The 19,814-nt window shown below is 46.1% G+C and carries 22 protein-coding genes, 1 tRNA gene and 1 pseudogene; 19 read left to right on the plus strand and 5 right to left on the minus strand.

Annotation, left to right across the window (positions count from 1 at the left end; all coding sequences use genetic code 11):
- Window positions 1-9: 9 nt before the first annotated feature.
- The 8 genes from CPG39_RS13060 (at window position 10) to CPG39_RS13090 (ending at window position 8,860) form a co-directional block, all read left to right on the plus strand.
- The gene (locus CPG39_RS13060) at window positions 10-828 is read left to right on the plus strand and encodes a Hachiman antiphage defense system protein HamA (protein ID WP_096294003.1); all 819 of its coding nucleotides are present in this window, start codon (window positions 10-12) and stop codon (window positions 826-828) included.
- The gene (locus CPG39_RS13065) at window positions 818-3,940 is read left to right on the plus strand and encodes a DEAD/DEAH box helicase (protein ID WP_096294004.1); all 3,123 of its coding nucleotides are present in this window, start codon (window positions 818-820) and stop codon (window positions 3,938-3,940) included. Before CPG39_RS13060 ends, CPG39_RS13065 begins: the two co-directional genes overlap by 11 nt.
- Window positions 3,924-4,271 carry an ADP-ribosylglycohydrolase family protein gene (locus tag CPG39_RS13070; protein WP_197702883.1) on the plus strand — a complete coding sequence of 116 codons (348 nt, stop codon included), beginning with the start codon at window positions 3,924-3,926 and terminating at the stop codon, window positions 4,269-4,271. Before CPG39_RS13065 ends, CPG39_RS13070 begins: the two co-directional genes overlap by 17 nt.
- A gap of 280 nt (window positions 4,272-4,551) precedes the next feature.
- The gene (locus tag CPG39_RS14545) at window positions 4,552-4,707 is read left to right on the plus strand and encodes a hypothetical protein (RefSeq protein ID WP_172424125.1); all 156 of its coding nucleotides are present in this window, start codon (window positions 4,552-4,554) and stop codon (window positions 4,705-4,707) included.
- Between the two features lie 162 nt (window positions 4,708-4,869).
- Window positions 4,870-6,042, plus strand: coding sequence for a Fic family protein (locus CPG39_RS13075; protein ID WP_096294005.1), 1,173 nt, complete (start codon window positions 4,870-4,872; stop codon window positions 6,040-6,042).
- 252 nt (window positions 6,043-6,294) lie between these two features.
- Entirely contained in the window at window positions 6,295-7,518 is a 1,224-nt protein-coding gene (locus CPG39_RS13080) for a hypothetical protein (protein WP_145956245.1), read from the plus strand.
- A 3-nt stretch (window positions 7,519-7,521) separates the two neighbouring features.
- The gene (locus CPG39_RS13085; RefSeq protein ID WP_096294007.1) at window positions 7,522-7,893 is read left to right on the plus strand and encodes a hypothetical protein; all 372 of its coding nucleotides are present in this window, start codon (window positions 7,522-7,524) and stop codon (window positions 7,891-7,893) included.
- Between the two features lie 16 nt (window positions 7,894-7,909).
- Window positions 7,910-8,860: a hypothetical protein gene (locus tag CPG39_RS13090; protein ID WP_145956246.1), complete on the plus strand. Its 951-nt coding sequence runs from the start codon at window positions 7,910-7,912 to the stop codon at window positions 8,858-8,860.
- 27 nt (window positions 8,861-8,887) lie between these two features.
- Here CPG39_RS13090 and CPG39_RS13095 read toward each other — a convergent pair whose 3' ends face one another.
- Window positions 8,888-9,229 carry a hypothetical protein gene (locus tag CPG39_RS13095; RefSeq protein ID WP_145956247.1) on the minus strand — a complete coding sequence of 114 codons (342 nt, stop codon included), beginning with the start codon at window positions 9,227-9,229 and terminating at the stop codon, window positions 8,888-8,890.
- A gap of 237 nt (window positions 9,230-9,466) precedes the next feature.
- Here CPG39_RS13095 and CPG39_RS13100 point away from each other — a divergent pair, with 237 nt between their 5' ends.
- The 9 genes and pseudogenes from CPG39_RS13100 to CPG39_RS14805 form a co-directional block, all read left to right on the plus strand.
- Window positions 9,467-9,679, plus strand: coding sequence for a hypothetical protein (locus CPG39_RS13100; RefSeq protein ID WP_096294010.1), 213 nt, complete (start codon window positions 9,467-9,469; stop codon window positions 9,677-9,679).
- A 209-nt stretch (window positions 9,680-9,888) separates the two neighbouring features.
- Window positions 9,889-11,397 carry a type IV secretory system conjugative DNA transfer family protein gene (locus CPG39_RS13105; RefSeq protein ID WP_172424126.1) on the plus strand — a complete coding sequence of 503 codons (1,509 nt, stop codon included), beginning with the start codon at window positions 9,889-9,891 and terminating at the stop codon, window positions 11,395-11,397.
- A gap of 17 nt (window positions 11,398-11,414) precedes the next feature.
- A complete protein-coding gene (locus CPG39_RS13110) occupies window positions 11,415-11,765 on the plus strand; it encodes a hypothetical protein (RefSeq protein ID WP_096294012.1) in 351 nt (116 codons plus the stop codon).
- Complete coding sequence (locus tag CPG39_RS13115; RefSeq protein WP_096294013.1) at window positions 11,752-12,696, plus strand: hypothetical protein; 945 nt, start codon at window positions 11,752-11,754, stop codon at window positions 12,694-12,696. Before CPG39_RS13110 ends, CPG39_RS13115 begins: the two co-directional genes overlap by 14 nt.
- The gene (locus tag CPG39_RS13120) at window positions 12,693-13,316 is read left to right on the plus strand and encodes a VWA domain-containing protein (RefSeq protein ID WP_096294014.1); all 624 of its coding nucleotides are present in this window, start codon (window positions 12,693-12,695) and stop codon (window positions 13,314-13,316) included. The genes CPG39_RS13115 and CPG39_RS13120 overlap by 4 nt, the downstream gene beginning before the upstream one ends.
- A gap of 10 nt (window positions 13,317-13,326) precedes the next feature.
- Window positions 13,327-13,590 (plus strand): hypothetical protein, encoded by a 264-nt coding sequence (locus CPG39_RS13125; RefSeq protein WP_096294015.1) that lies wholly within the window; start codon window positions 13,327-13,329, stop codon window positions 13,588-13,590.
- Window positions 13,587-13,853, plus strand: a complete 267-nt coding sequence (locus CPG39_RS13130; RefSeq protein WP_197702884.1) for a hypothetical protein — start codon at window positions 13,587-13,589, stop codon at window positions 13,851-13,853. The genes CPG39_RS13125 and CPG39_RS13130 overlap by 4 nt, the downstream gene beginning before the upstream one ends.
- A 185-nt stretch (window positions 13,854-14,038) precedes the next feature.
- On the plus strand, window positions 14,039-14,224 hold the full coding sequence (locus tag CPG39_RS14410) for a hypothetical protein (protein ID WP_145956248.1): 186 nt from the start codon (window positions 14,039-14,041) through the stop codon (window positions 14,222-14,224).
- A 1-nt stretch (window position 14,225) separates the two neighbouring features.
- Window positions 14,226-15,020: pseudogene (locus CPG39_RS14805) on the plus strand (recombinase family protein); the annotation flags it as partial.
- A 21-nt stretch (window positions 15,021-15,041) separates the two neighbouring features.
- On the opposite strand, the gene CPG39_RS14810 reads toward CPG39_RS14805, so the two are convergent.
- Entirely contained in the window at window positions 15,042-15,266 is a 225-nt protein-coding gene (locus CPG39_RS14810; protein WP_231990313.1) for a hypothetical protein, read from the minus strand.
- On the opposite strand from CPG39_RS14810, the gene CPG39_RS14815 reads away from it, so the two are divergent.
- The gene (locus tag CPG39_RS14815; protein ID WP_231990452.1) at window positions 15,183-16,043 is read left to right on the plus strand and encodes a zinc ribbon domain-containing protein; all 861 of its coding nucleotides are present in this window, start codon (window positions 15,183-15,185) and stop codon (window positions 16,041-16,043) included. The genes CPG39_RS14810 and CPG39_RS14815 overlap by 84 nt on opposite strands.
- On the opposite strand, the gene CPG39_RS13140 is transcribed toward CPG39_RS14815, so the two are convergent.
- Both CPG39_RS13140 and CPG39_RS13145 read right to left on the minus strand, forming a co-directional pair.
- Window positions 16,000-16,076: transfer RNA gene (locus CPG39_RS13140), tRNA-Met, on the minus strand. The two genes, CPG39_RS14815 and CPG39_RS13140, sit on opposite strands and share 44 nt — an antisense overlap.
- A gap of 81 nt (window positions 16,077-16,157) precedes the next feature.
- A complete protein-coding gene (locus tag CPG39_RS13145) occupies window positions 16,158-17,024 on the minus strand; it encodes a PA4780 family RIO1-like protein kinase (protein WP_096294016.1) in 867 nt (288 codons plus the stop codon).
- Between the two features lie 373 nt (window positions 17,025-17,397).
- Between CPG39_RS13145 and CPG39_RS13150 the strand changes: the two genes are divergently transcribed.
- A complete protein-coding gene (locus tag CPG39_RS13150; protein WP_096294017.1) occupies window positions 17,398-18,546 on the plus strand; it encodes an HD domain-containing phosphohydrolase in 1,149 nt (382 codons plus the stop codon).
- A 19-nt stretch (window positions 18,547-18,565) separates the two neighbouring features.
- Here CPG39_RS13150 and CPG39_RS13155 read toward each other — a convergent pair whose 3' ends face one another.
- Complete coding sequence (locus tag CPG39_RS13155) at window positions 18,566-19,813, minus strand: dicarboxylate/amino acid:cation symporter (RefSeq protein ID WP_096294018.1); 1,248 nt, start codon at window positions 19,811-19,813, stop codon at window positions 18,566-18,568.
- Window position 19,814: the final 1 nt, after the last annotated feature.

Below are 19,814 nucleotides of genomic sequence, written 5' to 3' on the forward strand. Positions count from 1 at the left end.
GGGACGTGAATGCCTTGGACTTTGGAACACACTAAATGGCTTGTCGACACCGGCGAACGACTGAATACCATCGACGGCAAGGAGGTCGAGGTTTGGGAGTTCCGTCATGAGAAAGACGAGGCAGTGCTCTCCGCATGGGCCAAGCACTTTCGGAATCACTACTGCTTTGACAGCGAAATCGATTATTGGCGCAGAGGGTACAAGTGTTCTCGCGGAGAGTATCTCAACACCATAAAGTTCCCGGACCCAAAAGATGCACCAGGACCGAGTATCCGCGCTGGCGACTTTGGAGAAATGCTGGTTGCCGATTTTCTTGAATACCTACTTGGCTACTGGGTTCCACGCACACGCTACGGTGACAAAACCATTCGAAATGAGTCTACCAAAGGCAGTGACATAATCGGCTTTCATATCGTCAAGGATGGCAAAGCCTCTTTGAAGGATAGGCTGGCAATTTTTGAAGCGAAGGCGCAGTTCTCAGGAAAGAAGGCCAAGGCGAGACTTCAAGATGCGGTAGATGGCTCGGCAAAAGACATCGCACGGAAGGCGGAGTCTTTAAATGCCATCAAGCAAAAGCTGCATGACCGGAATGAGTTTAATGATGCCGAAAAAATTGAGCGCTTCCAGAACGAAGTAGATCACCCATATAAGGAAGTTTATGGGGCTGTCGCGCTTTTTGAGAATCCGCTTTTTGACGGCCACCTGACATCCTCGACCGATGCCTCCTCTCATCCGCATTCAGGCGACCTTGCGTTAGTGGTTATCAAAGGGGATCAGATGATGGCACTCGTCCACGAGCTCTACAGGAGGGCTGCGGATGAGGCCTGAACAGAAATCCCAACTCCTGCTTGGCGTTACCCGGTCAAAGGCCAAGATGCTCGAGTATGGCGTTCCGGAAGAGCATCACATCAAAATCACTCAAGATCCGGCCAAGCTCTTCACCATCTCGATTGGTTTGCTGGGCGACCTTGCCGCCGCTATCAACCGGGAGGAGCCAGATCCCGACTCCCTCTCGGAACTGAAAACCAATCTGCTTTTCTCTGCCCGTTTTTTCGACTCCTATCTCCAATCAAAGCTGAACGAGGCACTTGATCCATACCTCGTGCTTCTTGGCTCTGCCTCCTATTACCTGTGCGATCTTCCCGGAAGCGCGTCGGTATTGGCGAAGCGCATCGATGGCGACTGCCCGGATCTGGATGGCGATGGTTTGGAAGACCTGTTGCTCTGGTTGTTGCAGGCCGATCTGGGAACCTATTTTGATGGAGCTGAGGAACCATTCGGCGGATTCATCGACGGGATTTCAAAATGGATTCTCCAGTTTTTTGAGGATGGGAATGGCGAAGAAAATCTTCTCGATTTGGCCACTAAGCTGAGGGAAACCGTATATGAATTCGGTACACCCAGGCAGCTTCTTTTTGGTGATGTCATCGCGGCCGTTCTGAGGAAAAAGCTCGAAAATTCCGCCTGGAAGGCTTTGCCGTCATATTCCGGGCTGCCCCGCGACAAATGGCTCCATGCACTGCGAAAGGATTCGTTCATCAAGGAACTCTGGCCTGCGCAACACCTTTTGGGCAAGGCTGATGTTCTCAAAGGCGAGTCTGCCATCGTTCAAATGCCCACCAGCGCTGGCAAAACGAAGGCCACGGAACTGATATTTCGAAGCGCGTTTCTGGCTGACCGCGTAGCACTGGCCATCATCATCGCCCCGTTCAGGGCGCTGTGCCATGAGATCAAGTACAGCCTCGTCGAGGCATTCCACAACGAACCCACCAAGGTGGATGAATTATCCGATGCCCTACAGACCGACTTTGAAATTGCTGAACTCCTGGGGCACCAACAGATCCTGGTCGTAACCCCCGAGAAGCTGCTCTACGTGCTTCGGCACGCTCCAGAGCTGGCTGCCCACGTTGGGCTGCTGGTCTTTGATGAAGGCCACCAGTTCGACAGCGGCACCCGAGGCATCACATACGAGCTGCTTCTAACATCGTTGCGCTCCATGATTCCTGAAGGGACCCAGAAGGTGCTTATCTCAGCGGTCATCAGCAACGCCGAGGCTGTCGGAGAATGGCTGAACGGCGAGCCTAATGTCGTCGAAGGCACAACCCTGATTCCGACTTTCAGGTCGGTCGGGTTCGCGAGCTGGCTCGATCAGTTAGGAAGAATCGAGTACGTCGACAGCCGTGATGCCGAACAAGGCGAGTTTTTTGTTCCGAGGGTGATTGAGAGATTCAATCTCGGGAGGAAGAAGCGAGAAAGGACGGACCGTTTTTTTCCTGAAAAGACTGACGGGCAGGCTATCGCACTATATCTTGGTCTGAAATTGGTCCCGAATGGCAGTATCGCTGTTTTCTGCGGAAGGAAGTCGACAGCGGCCAGCGTCTGCGAGAAGGCCGTCGATATTATCGAACGAGGCGCACCCCTGGCCTTGCCGTCAGATTTTTCAGACGCCCAGGAAGTTGAGCGGCTGACACATTTGCACATCGAAAATATCGGCGCTGACGCCCCGGCGACCCAGAGCGCGGCACACGGCATTTTTTCCCATCATGGAAATACACCACATGGTATCCGGCTGGCGGTGGAGCATGCCATGCGCGACGACCTCGTGCGATTCGTTGTTTGCACATCTACCTTGGCACAGGGCATAAACCTTCCGATTCGATACCTCATTGTGACCAGTGTCTACCAGGGCATGGAGCGTATAAAGGTTCGCGATTTCCACAACCTCATTGGCCGAGCGGGTCGCGCCGGGATGCATACCGAAGGCAGTATCCTGTTTGCAGATCCGGTGATCTATGACAAGCGAAAGGCTCGCAACGATAAATGGCGCTGGGATCAGGTGAAAGAACTTCTGGAGCCGCGCAATTCTGAGCCATGCATCAGCAATCTTCTATCGATCTTCGACCCCATCAAGAGTGATGACGAGAAATACAGCATCACCATGGAGGCTCTGGATTTTGCCAAAGCCTATATCAACGATCCTGATGAAGTTGCCAAACTGGCTGCCGGGATAGCCGCACGACACGGAGACAAAGGATTCTCACGAGATGGTGTCGAGCGGCAAGTCGCCTGGAGAATCAGCCTCATCTGTGCCGTCGAGAGCTTTCTATTATCCCATTGGGATGAATCTGAGGATGGTCTTTCTGAAGCCGATGTGACTCGTTTGGCTGAAGGGACGCTTGCTTTCTTCCTGGCCGATGAGCAGAAAAAAGAGCATATCCGCGAGCTGTTTCAGCTTCTCGCTGGGAACATCACCGTAAACATTACCGATCCAGCTCGCCGTAGAATTTACGGCAGGACGCTTTACGGTATCCAGGATGCCCAAGCCATTGAAGGATGGGTTCAATCCAACGCTGTCAACCTGCTTTCTATTGTTGATGAAACGGAGGCGCTCGACCTTGCCTGGCCATTGCTTACCCGGCATATCAACGGTGGCATATTCACCAAGTTTGATAAACCGGAGGTGCTTAAAGAAATCGCACATGGATGGATCAGTGGAAAGCCCTTCAGCGATCTCCTGAAAATCATCCACAAGCGAAAAGCCAAGATGATATGGGGCTCCCGCCGGAGGGAGTTCAAGATCGATCATGTCGTCGACGTCTGCGAAGGGACGCTCGCTTATGACGGCGCGCTTGTTGTAGGCGCTTTGTGTGAATTCATTGAAACACTCGACCAAGATGGCACCGGAGAGCTGATCAATCGTCTGCAGCTTTTTCAAAAACGCCTGAAATATGGTCTACCCACGGAAACCACCATTGCCCTTTATGAGCTTGGCTTTTCGGACCGTGTCATCTCTCAGGATCTTGTCGCATCCTTGAACCTGGCAGCGACTCAAAAGAAAGATCTCATGAAGACGCTGAAACAAGATCGGGACGGAGCTAATGCAGTGATGGAAAAATACCCAAGGTATTTCCAGGAGCGAATGAATGAACTCCTGCAGTAAAAATACAGATCATCGATCCGAGCTATCCCGAGCCCAAGGCTGCTTCCTTGGTCAACTCCTAGGAGATGGCCTCGGCAGCCTGGTCGAGTTCCAGTCGCCGGAAGAGCCCCGTTGCAGCTACCCGAATGGCGTGCGGGAACTGGCTGATGGCGGCACATGGAACACCATTGCCGGTCAGCTGACGGATGACTCGGAAATGCTGCTGCTGGTTCGGATACTGACAGAGCGCAGCATCTATGACGTCGAGGCAATAATCTTTCAAGGTTTTCAAAGGGCAATGAAAGCTCCTTGGTCGATGGGGGTTCAGGGGGAGAGCGAAGTCTCCCTTTGACCATGGGGGCTTTGGGGGCAGCTTGGGAGGCTCCCCCAAATGGTGATGGAACGTCCACACGTTCCCTGGTGCATGAAGGCTCGATGCCGATATGCACCACAATGGTGCTTGCCTGAAAATTTTGCATCGCAATATTTGAAGCCTAGCGCACCCGAGAGGGATGCAACGGGAGAGCGGCAGCGTCTCCCTTGCCAAGATGGCGTTGGACGGAAAAATGGCACATTTTGTAGTTACAAGCACATCTTGCAGTCATCCTAAAGTGCCGCCGGAGTGACATACCATGCATCACTTTCCGCTTCCCCATAGCTCGAATTCAGATATGCAATATCGGATGACGGTGATTTTTTGTGACGCCACACGTCCGCTTTCAGATCATGCACAAACGCAAAGTTTGAATTTATATTTGATTGCAGCAGCCATCGCCGTAGGCCTTTAACCGCAGCGATTCGAAGCCCAAACGGCTAATTAATTTTAATGCCATATCTTTAATTAGTTGTTTTTCCCAGCGAAAGATGTTTAACTAAGGAATGATGATAATTAAATTTGTTATACATTCTTTAATTAACTTCGTTTGCTAATTAAAGGCGGAAACGATCCCATGAAAAAGGTCAGAGAAACAGGTGAACTTGTATCCTGCTCGGTAGCAGATGAAAAATATCAGGCCTTTGTTCCGGCCACTCTGCCTCCCAAACCGCCGCTGGATATGGGGCAGCTTGGCAGTTTGCTGGCCTCCGCCAGCGCCGCTCTTGGCCGCCTAGATGGTCTGGCCGGTTTTTTGCCGGATATTGGATTGTTCATTTACATGTATGTCCGGAAAGAAGCGCTGCTATCTTCCCAGATTGAAGGGACACAATCGAGTTTTTCCGATCTTCTGATCCATGAAAGCGAAGCAGCTCCCGGCGCACCTTCTGAAGAGGATGTTCAGGATGTTTCCAATTACATAGCGGCGCTGAATCACGGTCTGGAGCGTATGCGTGGCGGATTCCCGTTATCCCTGCGCCTGATCCGAGAAATTCATGAAATCCTGCTTTCAAAAGGGCGTGGTTCCACCAAAATGCCTGGGGAATTTCGCCGGTCGCAAAATTGGATCGGCGGCCCACGGCCCTCAAAAGCCCGGTTTGTTCCACCACCACCGGAACGGCTGGAAGAATGCCTCGGCGCTTTTGAAAAATTCCTTCATGCAGATGATGACGGCCTGCCGGTTCTCATTCGTGCCGCGCTGATCCATGTGCAGTTTGAAACCATCCATCCGTTTCTGGATGGCAATGGCCGCGTCGGGCGGTTGCTCATTACGTTGCTTCTCTGCGCCGATGGCGTTCTGAAAGAGCCAATTCTTTACCTCTCGCTCTGGTTCAAGACTCGGCGGGATGAGTATTACGATCAGCTGCAATATATCCGCGATACCGGGGATTGGGAAGAATGGGTCAGTTTTTTCCTGCGCGGCGTCATTGAAACCGCCGATCAGGGCGTAGCTACGGCCAAGCGCATTCTTGACTTATTCGATGCCGACCAGCATCGAGTTGAAACATCTCTCGGCAAGGCTGCGCCATCGGCTCTGAAAATTCTTGCCCACATGCGAAAAAAACCGGTCATCGCCCCGAAAGATTTGGTTGCTCCACTGGAACTTACCATGCCTACAATCAATACGGCCCTCCAGCATCTGGAGAAAGCCGGAATCGTACAGGAAATAACTGGTCGTCAGCGTGACCGGATGTTTGCGTACAAGGCTTATCTTTCCATCCTGGAAGAAGGCACTGAACCGTTGGCGTGATCACGTTTTAAAAACAATAGAAGTTGACAAGACGCTTACTACACAGTGCTCATTGTTGCTTTTATCTTTTTCCTGAAATGTGATTCAATACAATTTTAGTTCCCAGAAAACTTTGAAATTGAATGCTGCTACAAAACAGGCATTGCGCCCCAACTCTGTTTAACGACTTGATACATTGTTTCATTTTCTTACAAAAATCTCTCAATAATGAAATTTCTCACTATTAGACGATCAAGAGTCTTACTCTTCATCGTGGCGGTTCTCTTAACGTCTTGTTCTACGAGTTGGAAAGGTAGCTCTGTAACCCTTGAGATAAATAAGAATTACATTGAAGAACGTCTTTGTCTTGGAATGTATGAAGTTGATTATCAATTAACGAACGGTTCCGGGTATGTCACTCAGGAATATTATCAGCTTGCTGATGGTAGGCGGTTCAGTTCATTAGAAGCATTTAATCAAGCTGAACGCAATAGATATAAGGAATATCTCGACCTTGTTTACAAAAATTTTAGAAGATCAATAGAACAGAATGAAGACCCTGCCCAAAGTATTGCACGTTTATCTTCTATATATTTTTTAAATACTTCAAAAAAAGACAGCAAAGAGCATCATGAATTTTTATCCAAACTGGGCATGAAACCTTTTGTGCGTTCAGAACTTAAATCTATTAGAGAAAATCATCTCGCGCCAATTGATAAAAGAACTCTCAAAAATATTTCAAGCTACTTCGTCTCTCAATCTGATCCTCATTTTTGCTGGGCAGCGGCACTGGAAACTGCATTTAGATACTCAGGGAGTCAGTACAAGCAAGAGGAATTTGTTTCAGCGTTAAAGAAAAGGTGTTCGGCTAAATTATCAAAAACTGCCTCTGTCAATCAAATGTTCTTTGCTGCAACAGACAGACATTTAAGTGATGGCGGTAGATGGATAGGTAAATTTCCTGCGAGGCACTATGCTACTGTTAATTTTGGAGATCTATTGAAGGCCTTTTCACCTTTTTATATCTCAGACAATCAGAGGGTGCCCGGACATAATTTGGCTGGATCATTCCCTTCGAGAAATCACTCAAGTTTTTATTTGACAGCAATGGGGATACAGGCTGGTCAGTATGTAGAGCCCGATTTTCCAACCGAAGAAATTCCGTGGAAAACTACACGAAAAAGTGATGGTAAATTAATTTCTGAAGGAAAGATCAAGCTGATTAAAAGCGTTGCTGAGCTAATCCTGGCAATAAATGATAACTACCCGGTCATAGCAGGTTTCAAACAATCCCAAGGAGGTCATGCAGTAGTCATTTCTGCAATTGAGTTCCGTCCCGGTGGCAACCTTAATGCAAACAATGTTTATGAGTTAGACAACCGGGCCTACCTGAACTATGTATATTTCCTTGATCCGACATCGGGACCTGAGCCCATTGGAATGTCAGGCGATTATTTTTTGGAAAATACTGCTTTTGCATTTTATATAGCTCCATAAATCGTGAAAAATATTTCTTTTGGTTGCATAATTTTTATTCTGTTTGTCGTTGTGTCAGGCTGCGCTACACAATTTGGCAAAAGATATGATAAATCAGTAAATATAAGGCTTACATCCGAACCAAGCCATTTAGGGTATTACGTTATTTCAATTTTAGAAAATGAGAAGCTTGGCGGTGATACCAGTCCTTTAATGAAAAATGAAGAATTATTAAAAACAGTTTCGTCAAAAAACCGAATTACGGCAAGTGAATACTGGGCTACTGTGAAACCGGGAGAGTATGTGCTCGTGATTGATTGCGGAGCGTATGTGACACGCAAACAGATGACTTTTGAAGCTGGCCTTAATCAAATTCTTCGCTGTCAAGCTAGATAAAATATAATTTCATACCATGTTTATAGGTTATTTCCCTCAAGAATGGATAATATTTCTTAGTATCGGGGCTATATGTGCTGCATTTCTTGGGGTAATTTTTGGAATACGCTGTGACATAAAATCGTTCAAAGCCCTTGTGATTTTGTTAACAGTGATTTTCTCGCTTGTAATTTCATCTATAGCTTTTGATTTTCACTATTTGCATAAATTTTCGGATAATGGGGAAACGTATGAAAAACCTATATATGGCTGTTCTAATTTGCAAAGATACTTGGAAACAATCCCTGATTTTCGCAATCCATCGCCCTCGGAATGGAAGAACCACATTGAACAGCCGGAATGTCGCTTTGGAGCTATCACTACAATTATAGTGAGTAGCGCATTTGCATGGAGTAGCATATTTGTTTTATTTGCATTTTTTTATACAGTTTCAAGATTCGGCTTAAACGAATTTTTGACTGTATTTCATCTCCATAATAAGCAAAGTCAAAATACCCAAAATACCGATATACAGTTATCCATCACTGGCGTGACCCAAGATATTATTTTGTCTGAATATGCCGCTGCCTCCTTGGATGATGATGCTAATAAATTGGTTAACTGTATTTGTCACCATATCTCTGCTTCCAATACTGGGCAATTAGATGGCTGGGATGGACATGTTTTTCGTGATTTTATATTTGATGATCTAACTTCTGAACAGGAAAAGAGTTTCAAAATGGGATTTAAAGATGGTGAAAACAGTGAAAAAGTCGGCATCAAATGGAATGCTTTTCAAGGCTTGAAAGGCAGGGGAATATCAAAAAAAACAGCGATAAAAATTTTTGAATGGAAAGCAATGTGCACCAACACATCACTAAGAAAATTACTGGGTAAATTTGTTGTGTACTATGAGAAGAAAGGGAAAAATCCTGAATTCTTTAAAGATGTTGCCCCCATTGCTGAAAAAATTAAATCTGAACTGTAAAAAGTATCAACAATCATTGCAGTAAAGTTACGTCACGCCTTCCCCTGGAGGAAGAATCTCTGCTTGAGCTGAATGAACAGTTTGTGCCGCTTCTTTTTTTTCATCTTTTTCTGCCCAAACCTGTTGTAGCGATTCCGCAAGAAAAAAACTAGAAAGCTGTGGGGATTGAACGAGATCATCCATATACGCCTCTAGTGCATGCTCAACCCAACCACTATACATTCGCTCTTCCGGGTACGGTCTTCCATCATTCTGCGAATATTCACAAGCCCGTTTAAAGGCCCGCCAAACATGATCATTTATAGGTATTGAAATAGTGATGGATTGCTGTCCATTACTCAATAACTCGTCATATTCTTTATCATCCATACCTATCACTCCTTTCTCAAGAGTTTTTCTAATCACAAAATTATCGTTATGTCAACGATAAATCCGGAGGATTTCCAGAATTATCCGGATTTATGATGTACAGCCCTTATTCCTTGATGAGAACATCGAAACTTCAAGAAAACTGGCTTCATTTTCAGCACTGCTTGCATCGAGCCAGATATTTTAAAGTTCCTAAATTTCAGAGTCTTTTGATCAATAGGGAGGGGATTGGAACCTATGACAACGTTTGAAACATTCCTTATTCCTGGCCATTATGCGCTAAGGATAATTCTAAGCTTTTTGCAGATTTTTGAAGAAAGTATTGAGCCTGCTCTTCTTTCAGTATTTGCCGGATTTATAAGTTGGGTTTTCTGGATGGCTGTTATACGAGCTGTCTGGGCAATCACATTAAGAATCTTCGGCTTTGGAGGCAGAGGTCATTACCGATGAGCTTAAGCGAGCTTTATGCTTTATATAAATTGTATGCAATTGGTTTTCTAACGAATGAAGAAGCCGTTTATATTTTAATTTCTTATGTAGGATTTTGTTTAGTAGCGCTATTTGCTACTCGCACAGTTTTAATACTTTTTTCCAGAAAGATTGGCATATACCATCCGGATAATTATCGCCTTTGGCCCAGACTTCCATGGCGATCCCTCATGATCATCTGGAATAACATTCGAATCTGGTTCGAACGTACCTTTCAGATGGGCAATCGCGCTACGGGCGGTTTTTCCAACGCACTCAATACGCTTACGCTTCTCTATAAGCCCGGTCTTGTTTTGCTTGGCAGAGCTTTTGCCTGGGGATTTGGGTTACTTCAGCCTGTTGGGATTAAAGTTCAACGGCACCTTTTCATGTATGCCATGACCGGTGCTGGAAAGACAACGGTACTTATAACTATACTTTCCACGTGGTTCAACAGCGTTTTTGTCATAGACCCTAAAGCGCAAATAACCAATGCTCTTTTTGAGCATGACTGGCGAGAATGGTTTGTAATCGATCCATACGGTATTTCAAATGCGATTAGCGCTTTCTTTAATGCCATTGACTGCATCAAGACAGCAATGGAACGTGATGGCAAGCAAGCTGCTGTTCTCTGGGCCATGCGCATTGCGCAGGCATTGGTCATCACGCCAAGCGGTTCCAGAACACCGTATTTTTCTGATACCGCACGCGGTTTTCTTGTCGGTGTCATTCTTCATGTAATCAGCCACCATCCTGAAGACGAGCACAACCTGCCCTACATACGAAGCTTGCTGGTCAATGGTTATCGTGTTTTCGATCCACAAAATGGAAAAGAAGAAACCACACCTGAAGAAGCTCAGCAGCTCCTGCTTCGCGCCATGCTTAATAATCCTGCTTTTGATGGCGCCATTGCTGGAGCCGCAGCCGCGCTGGCAAACGCAAGTGGCGAAACAGGGGGGAACATTCGATCAACTCTGTTGGAACAAACCAAATGGCTGGACATACCAGCCGTTCGTAATGTGCTTCGCAGCACAAGTCTCCCACTCAGCGACCTGAAAACCCGGAAGGATGTCGTATTTTCGCTGACAGCTCCTGTTCTATCCATCCGCGAAGAACTCGCTCCGCTGTGCCGCCTGCTCACGAACATGACAGCTTATACCTTCGAATATTTCCGCGATAAAAATGGTGAGTGCCTGATCATTGTAGACGAAATGCCGTCGCAAAATTACAACGCAATTTTTGAGATCATCCTGGCTGTTTTGAGAAGTTATGGAGGAATCTTTCTTGGAATCTCACAAAATATCGAGTTAATGAAAAAAATTTACCCCACGTCATGGGCAACGTTCAGTGGCGAAGCTGATGCTGTTTTCTGGATGGCGACCAATCATGACGACACTGCAGCTCACCTGTCGCAGATTTTGGGCAAAAAATCTCACGTCGAGAAAGACAATTACTCGGGCCGCAAAACTTACCGGGAAGTGGCTGTCATGGACGCCGACCAAGTCAAACGTTTCTTGAGCCCGGATAGCGGCAACCTCATTGTCACCAGAGCAGGAATGCGAGCTCTCAAGCTCAAGAATGAGCCTTATTTCAAAGCATTGCCAGTTTGGAAATATGCTCCCGATCCCGATCACAAAGAAACCTTCTGGCGCAGGATTACCCGCAGGGCTTTTGATCGCAAACAAAAATCAATCGATTAAAGCGCATGAAATCAAAGATGAAAACATCATTTTACTTATTAAATAATCACTTAAAAAACAAGGAGGTAATTATGCAAAAAATGTCACCAACCCCAAAAAGGCCGCAGGGAATTGAACGTATCTCTGAGGCTGTTTCAAACCTGCTCCCTCCGCCACTTGCGCCGCTGCATCAGACTTTTATCGAACAAAAAGCGGGAATTAATGAAAAACGGGCCGAGTTGCTCAGAAAGCGTGAAAACGTTCGGAATGAAGGTTATGCGGCAGCAACCCGGCTGATGACACCGAGCGCGGAGCAGTTACAGACCATAGGCGTTTCTTATCTTGAACTTTTCAATAAACAAAGGAGCAGCAAAGATGAAACCAGATGAATTATTTTCCTCAGAAGAGATGATGCGGTTTGAAGCCGTGCTGAAAAGGCATGTTGAAGCTGCTGCAAAAGTGCCTCTTCTCATATTAATGACCTTGTTGGCAGGACTAGCTTTAGCAGTCGTAGGCTACAGCGAATTTGAAATTGTTTACCGCGTATTCGACTATCTGGCTGGTGAAAACAACGAATACTGGTCGCCCACACTAATGGGATTTACGGCAGCGACCATGATTATCGGCTTCCACATTCTCGCCAAGGTCAAACCCCATAACCTGGCAGTCAGAATCGTCGACAGGAGCGTTGAAATCCTGATTCCGACCTACCTGATTGGAATGGGATTCTTGATTGCCTGCATTCTCTTTGCCGATGGCTTGGGAAACATGATCCAGATTGAAATGCCTGCCATGATCGGGAGTCTGCCTGAAGCCATTGAACAAGGATGGGTTGACGCTTTCTTTGCTCATGTCACGAATCCGTTGGCTGTTTTAGCTTTTTCACTTGGTATTGGTGGGTTGGCTATAGTCAATATCTTCATTGCACATAAATTGCTGACGACGATTGCCATTAATATCAATGATATTTTCGGCAGGTTATCTCGTGCCCGCGCCGCCATCAAAGACCATCAAGCTATTTTAAACGCGCAGAAAGATTATTCTTCGCTAAATTCCGAGATTAACGATCTTCTCATCTGGGATGACAATTACATCCGCACAATCATTGCCAATGAAGTAATCAGCGTTATTTCCGATGCGCTTCTGCCGCATAAAAAATGGCTTCAAGAATCCCAATATTCCTCTGAATTTCGCTTCGAAGATTCACACCGGAAAATCGACCCCAAGCAAGTGGCTAAAGATATAGCAAAAATCGAAGCCATTCGCCCTCAAGACATCATGAATGCAATGAACCCAAAATTTCTGGAGAAAGGAAAATGAAAAAACTTCTTACATGCATCCTATTTATCTGTGCTGTGTCCACGGCAGACGCAAAAACATTGACTATCGGCATTGATTTGTCTGCTTCGAATCCGCTGCTGTCGCATAAGAATTTTGCGCATGTAGCGAGCCAGCATGTGTCTTCTGAAATCAACAAATTAAAAGACGGCGATGTCGTACATGTCAAAACATTCGGTTCTCGTAAAGACGCATTGAATCTGCTCAATCCCACCTTTGAAATTTCTAGGAGATTGAAGCCAAGCAAGGTGGCAGGCATTGTGGCGCAATACATTCAATCTCTACCTGAACAAAAAGAGGCTTCTCAATCCAGCACCAACCTTATTGCCTGGCTGGAATTTACCTCTGAATTCAATTGCGCTGGAAACAGCCAGATTCTTGTCATTACGGACGGCCTTGAATCCTCATCTTACGTTGATGGAAACCAATTGCTTCAAGGCAAAAAGAGTTTGCCAAAAGCGGAAGTTAATTTGAAGGGATGCGCACTGACGTTCTACGGACTCGGGGCCGGATGGATGCCTCAACAAGTCAAGATCGTTCGTAAAGAGTGGGAGCGTTGGTCAGAACAGGCCGGAGCAGCATTTACGGCCATTATCCCCTGAAGCGGGGGTAATGAATGTGATTACCAAGGCTATGCTCGACCAGCTTCGTGCTGAGCGCATGCGGAAAAATGCCCAGTTGGATTACACCATTGGCGGGCCTATTCAGGCCTCCGTGGTGTCCACTATCGAAATCGAGCGAGAAAAAAAGATCAAGCAGGGTGAGCACATCCTGCAAAACGCGCTGCATGACATGGAGCGCGAACAGGCCTTGTCCAGCCATAAAGGGCTGGCGAAGGTGCATTTCAACCATTCTAAACAGGAGATCGAACCATGAGTGATAGTTCTGACGAAAATAAATCCAGGCTGCCCAGCCATATTGCCTACAGCGTTGAAGAAGGCAGCAATGATAAAAATCACTGGCACAAGATCGGTGCAGCGTGGCCGACCAAGGAAGGAGGATTATCGCTTCAGCTCAATGCGTTACCCATTAACGGAAGAATCGCGCTGCGTTCCAGGGAAGAATTGGAGCGCATGAGAGCTGAGCGCCAGCAAGCTCCGAAACAAAATCAAGCACAGGACATAAACTACACGCAGTGACATAAGTAACTGACAGCAGAACAACTTAAGATTTTGTTAATAATAGAGTTTTATTATGAAAATATAACCCTGTTGTTTTGTTTATCAACCGTGTTTGATAGCAGCAATTTACTTAAAAGTTGATATTTATTTATGAAAACAGCAAGCGCGTGCGTTCAATCACTATCTCATAGAGGATTTTTAAATTGACTAACAAGCAACAATCCAAGCAAGGTAAAGGGTGGAGTTCCACCCGAAAACCGAGTCATAATATCGACTCGCGGATTGTTGACGTTGTTCGCTTTCTTGCTCGGCGTTCAGCCGAGCAAGACTACGAGCGCCATCTCAGATGCACAACGTCTTTGACACAAAAGCCTGATTTGGAGTCTTGATATGAAAAAAGTTGCCATTTATGCCAGATATAGCAGTGATCTTCAAAGCGATGCCTCGATTGAAGATCAAATCCGGATTTGCAGTGAACGGGCCAAGCATGAAAACTGGAAGGTAGTTAATACCTATACCGATCACGGTATCAGCGGTGCGAGCCTGATGCGCCCTGGAATCCAAATGCTTATGCAAGATGCCATGGCTAACAAGTTTGATATTGTTCTGGCTGAAGGGCTGGATCGCTTAAGCAGAGACCAGCAGGACATTGCAGGCATATATAAACGTTTTCAGTTTGTCGGCATTGCTATTCATACCTTATCCGATGGCGGCGAAGTGAGCGACATCCATATCGGACTGAAGGGAACGATGAATGCCTTGTTTTTAAAAGACTTGGCAGCCAAAACCCATCGCGGGCTAAGTGGCCGGATAGAAAAAGGCAAATCTGGCGGAGGCTTGTGCTATGGCTACAATGTAGTGAAACAATTTGATTCCTATGGTGAAGCGATCAGGGGAGATCGTGAGATCAATAAGGAAGAAGCAGAAATTGTTAAGCAAATCTTCCGCGATTACGCCGCTGGCGTTTCACCCAAGAAAATTGCGCTAAATCTCAATAAAAAAGGCATTCCATGCCCCTCTGGCAAAGCTTGGGGCGCAACGACAATTTACGGGAACAGACGGCGCGGCACCGGCATTATCAATAATGAGCTCTACATAGGACGGTTGATCTGGAATCGTCAGAAATTTTTAAAAGACCCGGATACAGGTAAACGTGTCGCCCGGCCAAACCCAGAAGAAGACTGGATCACTACCGAAGTCCCTCACTTACGCATTATCGATGAAGAACTCTGGGAGCAGGTCAAGATACGCCAGAAAGCGCTGGATGAGAAACCTCAATTCTGGGCCAAGCAACGCCCAAAAAACTTGTTTTCTTATCTTCTCACCTGCGGTTGCTGCGGCAGCGGCATGAGCAAAGTGTCGGCTGATCGCTACGGTTGCTCCGCTGCCAGAAACAAAGGCACTTGCAGCAACCGGCTCACCATTAAGCAAGAAAGCCTGGAGCACACCATTCTGGAAGCGCTACAGCACCACTTGATGAACCCGGAGCTGGTAAAGGTATTTTGCGAGGAATACACAAAACATATCAATGAGCTGCGACAAACCCGGAATGCGGCGATAAACCGTTACAAAAAAGAGCTGCAAAAGCTGGCTGCTGATAAGGAAAAGATTATCGAAGCCATCAAAAACGGGATACCTGCATCGGAAGTGAAAGACGCGCTCAATAAGATCATTGAACGCCGGGAAGAGCTGGAAAGCTATCTCGACGGCAAAGAGGAAGCGCCAGTGCTTCTGCATCCGAATATGTCTCAGCGTTACCAGAAAGAAGTGGAAGCGCTACGTGTTTCTCTCAACAGGGAAGAAACCAGAACGGAAGCAGCAGACCTGCTCAGAGGCCTCATTGATAAGATTGTACTAACGCCCAAAGCGTCAGGAACAGAATACGCCATCGACCTGCATGGCGACCTTGCCGGAATTTTGACAGTTGCGGCAGGCAAGCAGCAAAAGATTAGCGATTACGATCCTTTGTTGCAGCAAGTCAAAATGATGACCGAATCAGGTGATCAAAAACATGGTTGGCAGGAAGATTCTAATGCTGACGAAATTTCCTCGAAAGAGGATTTGTCAGACAAGAACGAGATGGTTAACCTAAATGCACGTTCATCCCGTAAATCTGAATCAGCTGAAAAGCCGCATGAAACGGCGATTCTCAGCAAGGATAAGATGGTTGCGGGGGCAGGATTTGAACCTACGACCTTCGGGTTATGAGCCCGACGAGCTGCCAGACTGCTCCACCCCGCGTCAGGAACGGGATTATAACATGAGCAATCATATACCGGTCAATCAACATCTTTAATCTATACTTTTATCGGCGCACAATACTCAACATTGTGAAAAATGGTTATTCCATTTCGTTTGTTTATGATGCTGCCAAGCAATTTCTTTTCTGAGCGCTGAATCAATGATCTGTAGAACATTATCAACATTTACCGGTTTTTTCTGTTGTTTAACATTTCCGGTTAAACGTGTTTGCGGCAACTGACCACGCTGATAATAAGACCATATCTCGGCTGCATAATCTGAGTGTGCCAATTCCGGTGCAAATCGACTGAAATAAGTAGTTAAGTTATCGATATCGCGTTTTATCATGATACGTGCTTGGTGATTTCCGGTAGCACTCACAGCATGTGGCAGATCTATAATCACTGGTCCTTGATTGTCAATCAATACATTGTAAGGTGAAAGATCTCCATGCACAATTCCGACACATAGCATGTGTACAATCTGATCAAGCAGGATTCTGTGATAGGTACGCGCCTGTTTGGGTGTCAGCATTAATTCATTCAATCGTGGCGCCGCATTTCCTTCAGAATCCGTAATCAACTCCATCAGCAAAACGCCGGCGAAGAAGTTGTAGAATTTGGGCACGCGAATTCCGATCCTTTCAAGTCGACATAACATTTCAACCTCGGTACTTTGCCATGCTTCTTCACGCATGTTTCGACCATAATAACTACCTCTTTCCATTGCGCGGGCACGCCGACTGTTTTTAACTTTACGTCCCTCTGTATAATTGGAGCGCTGATGAAAGTTACGCTTATTACTATCTTTGTAAACTTTTGCGCAACGGATATCTCCTCTACTGACTACCATATAAATCATGGCTTCTTTTCCGCTCATAAGATGACAGATTACGCTGTCAACCAGACCTTCTTCAACTAATGGTTCGAGTCTTACAGGTATCTTCATAGGGCATTATGCAAGCGTATAAAATATTCTTAAACGCTTTTCATCCTCCTGTGATTGTAATGTAAAAAAATGCTTGCAAATCTTTTGAGCTATTCGTTAGCTATGCCATCTGGAATAACCACGTCCCGAGAATTGTAGAAAGATTGATTGCTTTTTGGAATGTGACAAATTGTCGCGCGACAATTTGTCACATTATGGTTTTACAATCGAAACAGAAGTTTTTTCATAGATTATGCAATCCAGATGCCTGATCCAGGCCGCATAGATATGAAAAATCATCTAAAATGCAAACTTATTGGCTTGTCTCACTATCATTATCAAGTCTGGCGTAATAACCAGGTTTTACTACGCACCATCTGATGGAAGGAATGTTATGCAATCGGAAGAAGATCTGTTTACACATCAGGATACCCTAGCCAACTTACATGAAAATTTGCCGCTGACAGAAAAGTTACGCTTCTTGCATCAGACCATGCGCCAGGATTTTCCCTTTATTGATCGATTGGCAATTGCTTTATTTGACGAAAAAACCGAGATGCTCAAGACCTATACGCATAGCACAGAAGGCAATCAGAATCCAGTATCTACCTATGAGGCACCGTTGAGTGCAGCACCGTCACTATTGAGTATTATTGAGCATCGCCGCCCGCGGCTAGTACAAGATCTCAATATTTTTTCTCACGGCACCCATGAGCATACCAAGCGAGTAGCTGCTACGGGATACAAATCCAGCTATACAATGCCGCTTTATCAGAATGGTGTTTTCATAGGATTTCTTTTTTTTAATTCGCTGCAGGAACATCCATTCTCCCCTCAAACGCTGCGCCAGATTGATATTTACGGTCATTTAATCGCATTGATGGTTATCAGTGAATTGACTGCGATCCGCACTTTATTGGCTGCAGTACGCGCGGCTCGAAGTATGACGCATTATCGTGATCTTGAAACCGGCTCGCATATCGATCGAACGGCCCACTATGCACGCTTGATTGCGCGTGAACTAGCATCCCGTTATGGCATTACTGATGAACAGATCGAACACATATTCCTGTTTTCACCCATGCACGATGTGGGTAAGATTGGAATTCCCGATAATATTCTGCGTAAGCCAAGCAAATTAGATGCAGCAGAATTTGATATCATGAAAACGCATCCGGTAAAGGGGCGTGAAATTATCGATGCCGTGCTGGATGACTTTGGATTGAGCGCATTTGGTCACACCGACATCCTGCGAAACATCGCTGAATATCACCATGAGGCGGTGGATGGCAGTGGTTATCCCAATGGTTTAAAAGGTGAAGAAATTCCGATAGAAGCGCGCATCAGCGCTGTTGCGGATGTATTTGATGCATTGACTTCGCGCCGCTCGTACAAAGCAGCATGGAGTAATGAAGAAGCTTTTGCGGTACTGCGGCAAATGTCCAATTCCAAACTGGATTGGGATTGCGTTGAAGCATTAATCACTAATGCTGACAAGGTTCTGGAAATACAACAGCGCTTCCGCGATAACAATCTGATCTAGAAATCCAGAAAGCTAAAGCTTATTCGCCAAGCTTATCCTTATTAATCCAATGCTGTACCACCAAGCTTCCCACCATATCCCCCTCCACGTTGACCGCAGTACGCAGTGTATCGAGTATACGGTCAACAGGCAGCAATATCGCGATCGCTTCAACCGGCAATCCAACAGATTGCAGCACCACCACCATCGTTACCATACCCGCACTTGGAATACCCGGTGCACCGATTGCCGCCAGCATGGCAGTTACAAATACAATCAACTGTTGCGAAAAGCTGAGCTCAATGCCTACCAGATTAGCGATAAATAACGCTGCAACTGCTTCATACAGTGCGGTACCATCCATATTCATCGTCGCACCCAGCGGAATCACGAATCCGGCCACATCGCGTTTGACATGCAAATGCTGTTCAGCGCAGCGTAACGTAACTGGCAGCGTTGCAGCACTGGAGCTGGTTGCAAAAGCAGTGATCAACGCTTCGCGCGCACCCAGCCAGAATTTAAGTGGTGTCATACCCGTAGTCAGATAAAGAATCATTGGTAGTACCACCAATCCATGCAGCAAAGTCGTTCCTGATACTATTGCCACAAACTTAATCATCGTTAACAACAAACCGGCGTCTTGCGCAACCACTAACTGCAATACGAGAGCCATAATACCAAGTGGTGCCAGACGCATAATCCAACCCACTAACATCATGATTAACTCCAGGAACTCCTGCATTAATGTCAGGATGTTGCGATAACGTTCCCCACCCACTACCAAGGCAATGCCCAATAATAAAGCAAATATCACCACCGCTAGCACATTGCCTTGCGCTAAGGCAGCAATCGGGTTCTGAAACAGCGAGCGCAGGAATTGTGCAAAAAAATCAGGTAGCGACATTTGTGTCGCCTGAAAACCCTGCATTGCATCCTGAAACATCGTAATCTGTAGTTCGCCGCCAGGCTGCAACAAGTTAGCGGAAATCAATCCCAATATCACCGCCAGCATCATCGTGGCAATGAAGAAAATCAACGCTATTTGCCAGACGCGGTTCATTTTTCGATGGGAACGTAAATTGGCCACGCCAACAACAATCGATGTAAACACCAGTGGAATCAATACCATCCGCAATAAATCGGTAAATAATGTACCCGCCAATTTTGCGATGTATAACCCACTTTGTACAATTACCGATTGTTGTTCCAGCGCTGCAAGCCAGAAACCCAGCAATGCACCGGTAACAACACCGAGCAAAATTTGGTTATTCAGTGATATTGCGTGCATG

The sequence above is a fragment of the Nitrosomonas ureae genome, assembly GCF_900206265.1.
Classification (GTDB): Bacteria; Pseudomonadota; Gammaproteobacteria; order Burkholderiales; family Nitrosomonadaceae; genus Nitrosomonas; species Nitrosomonas ureae_C.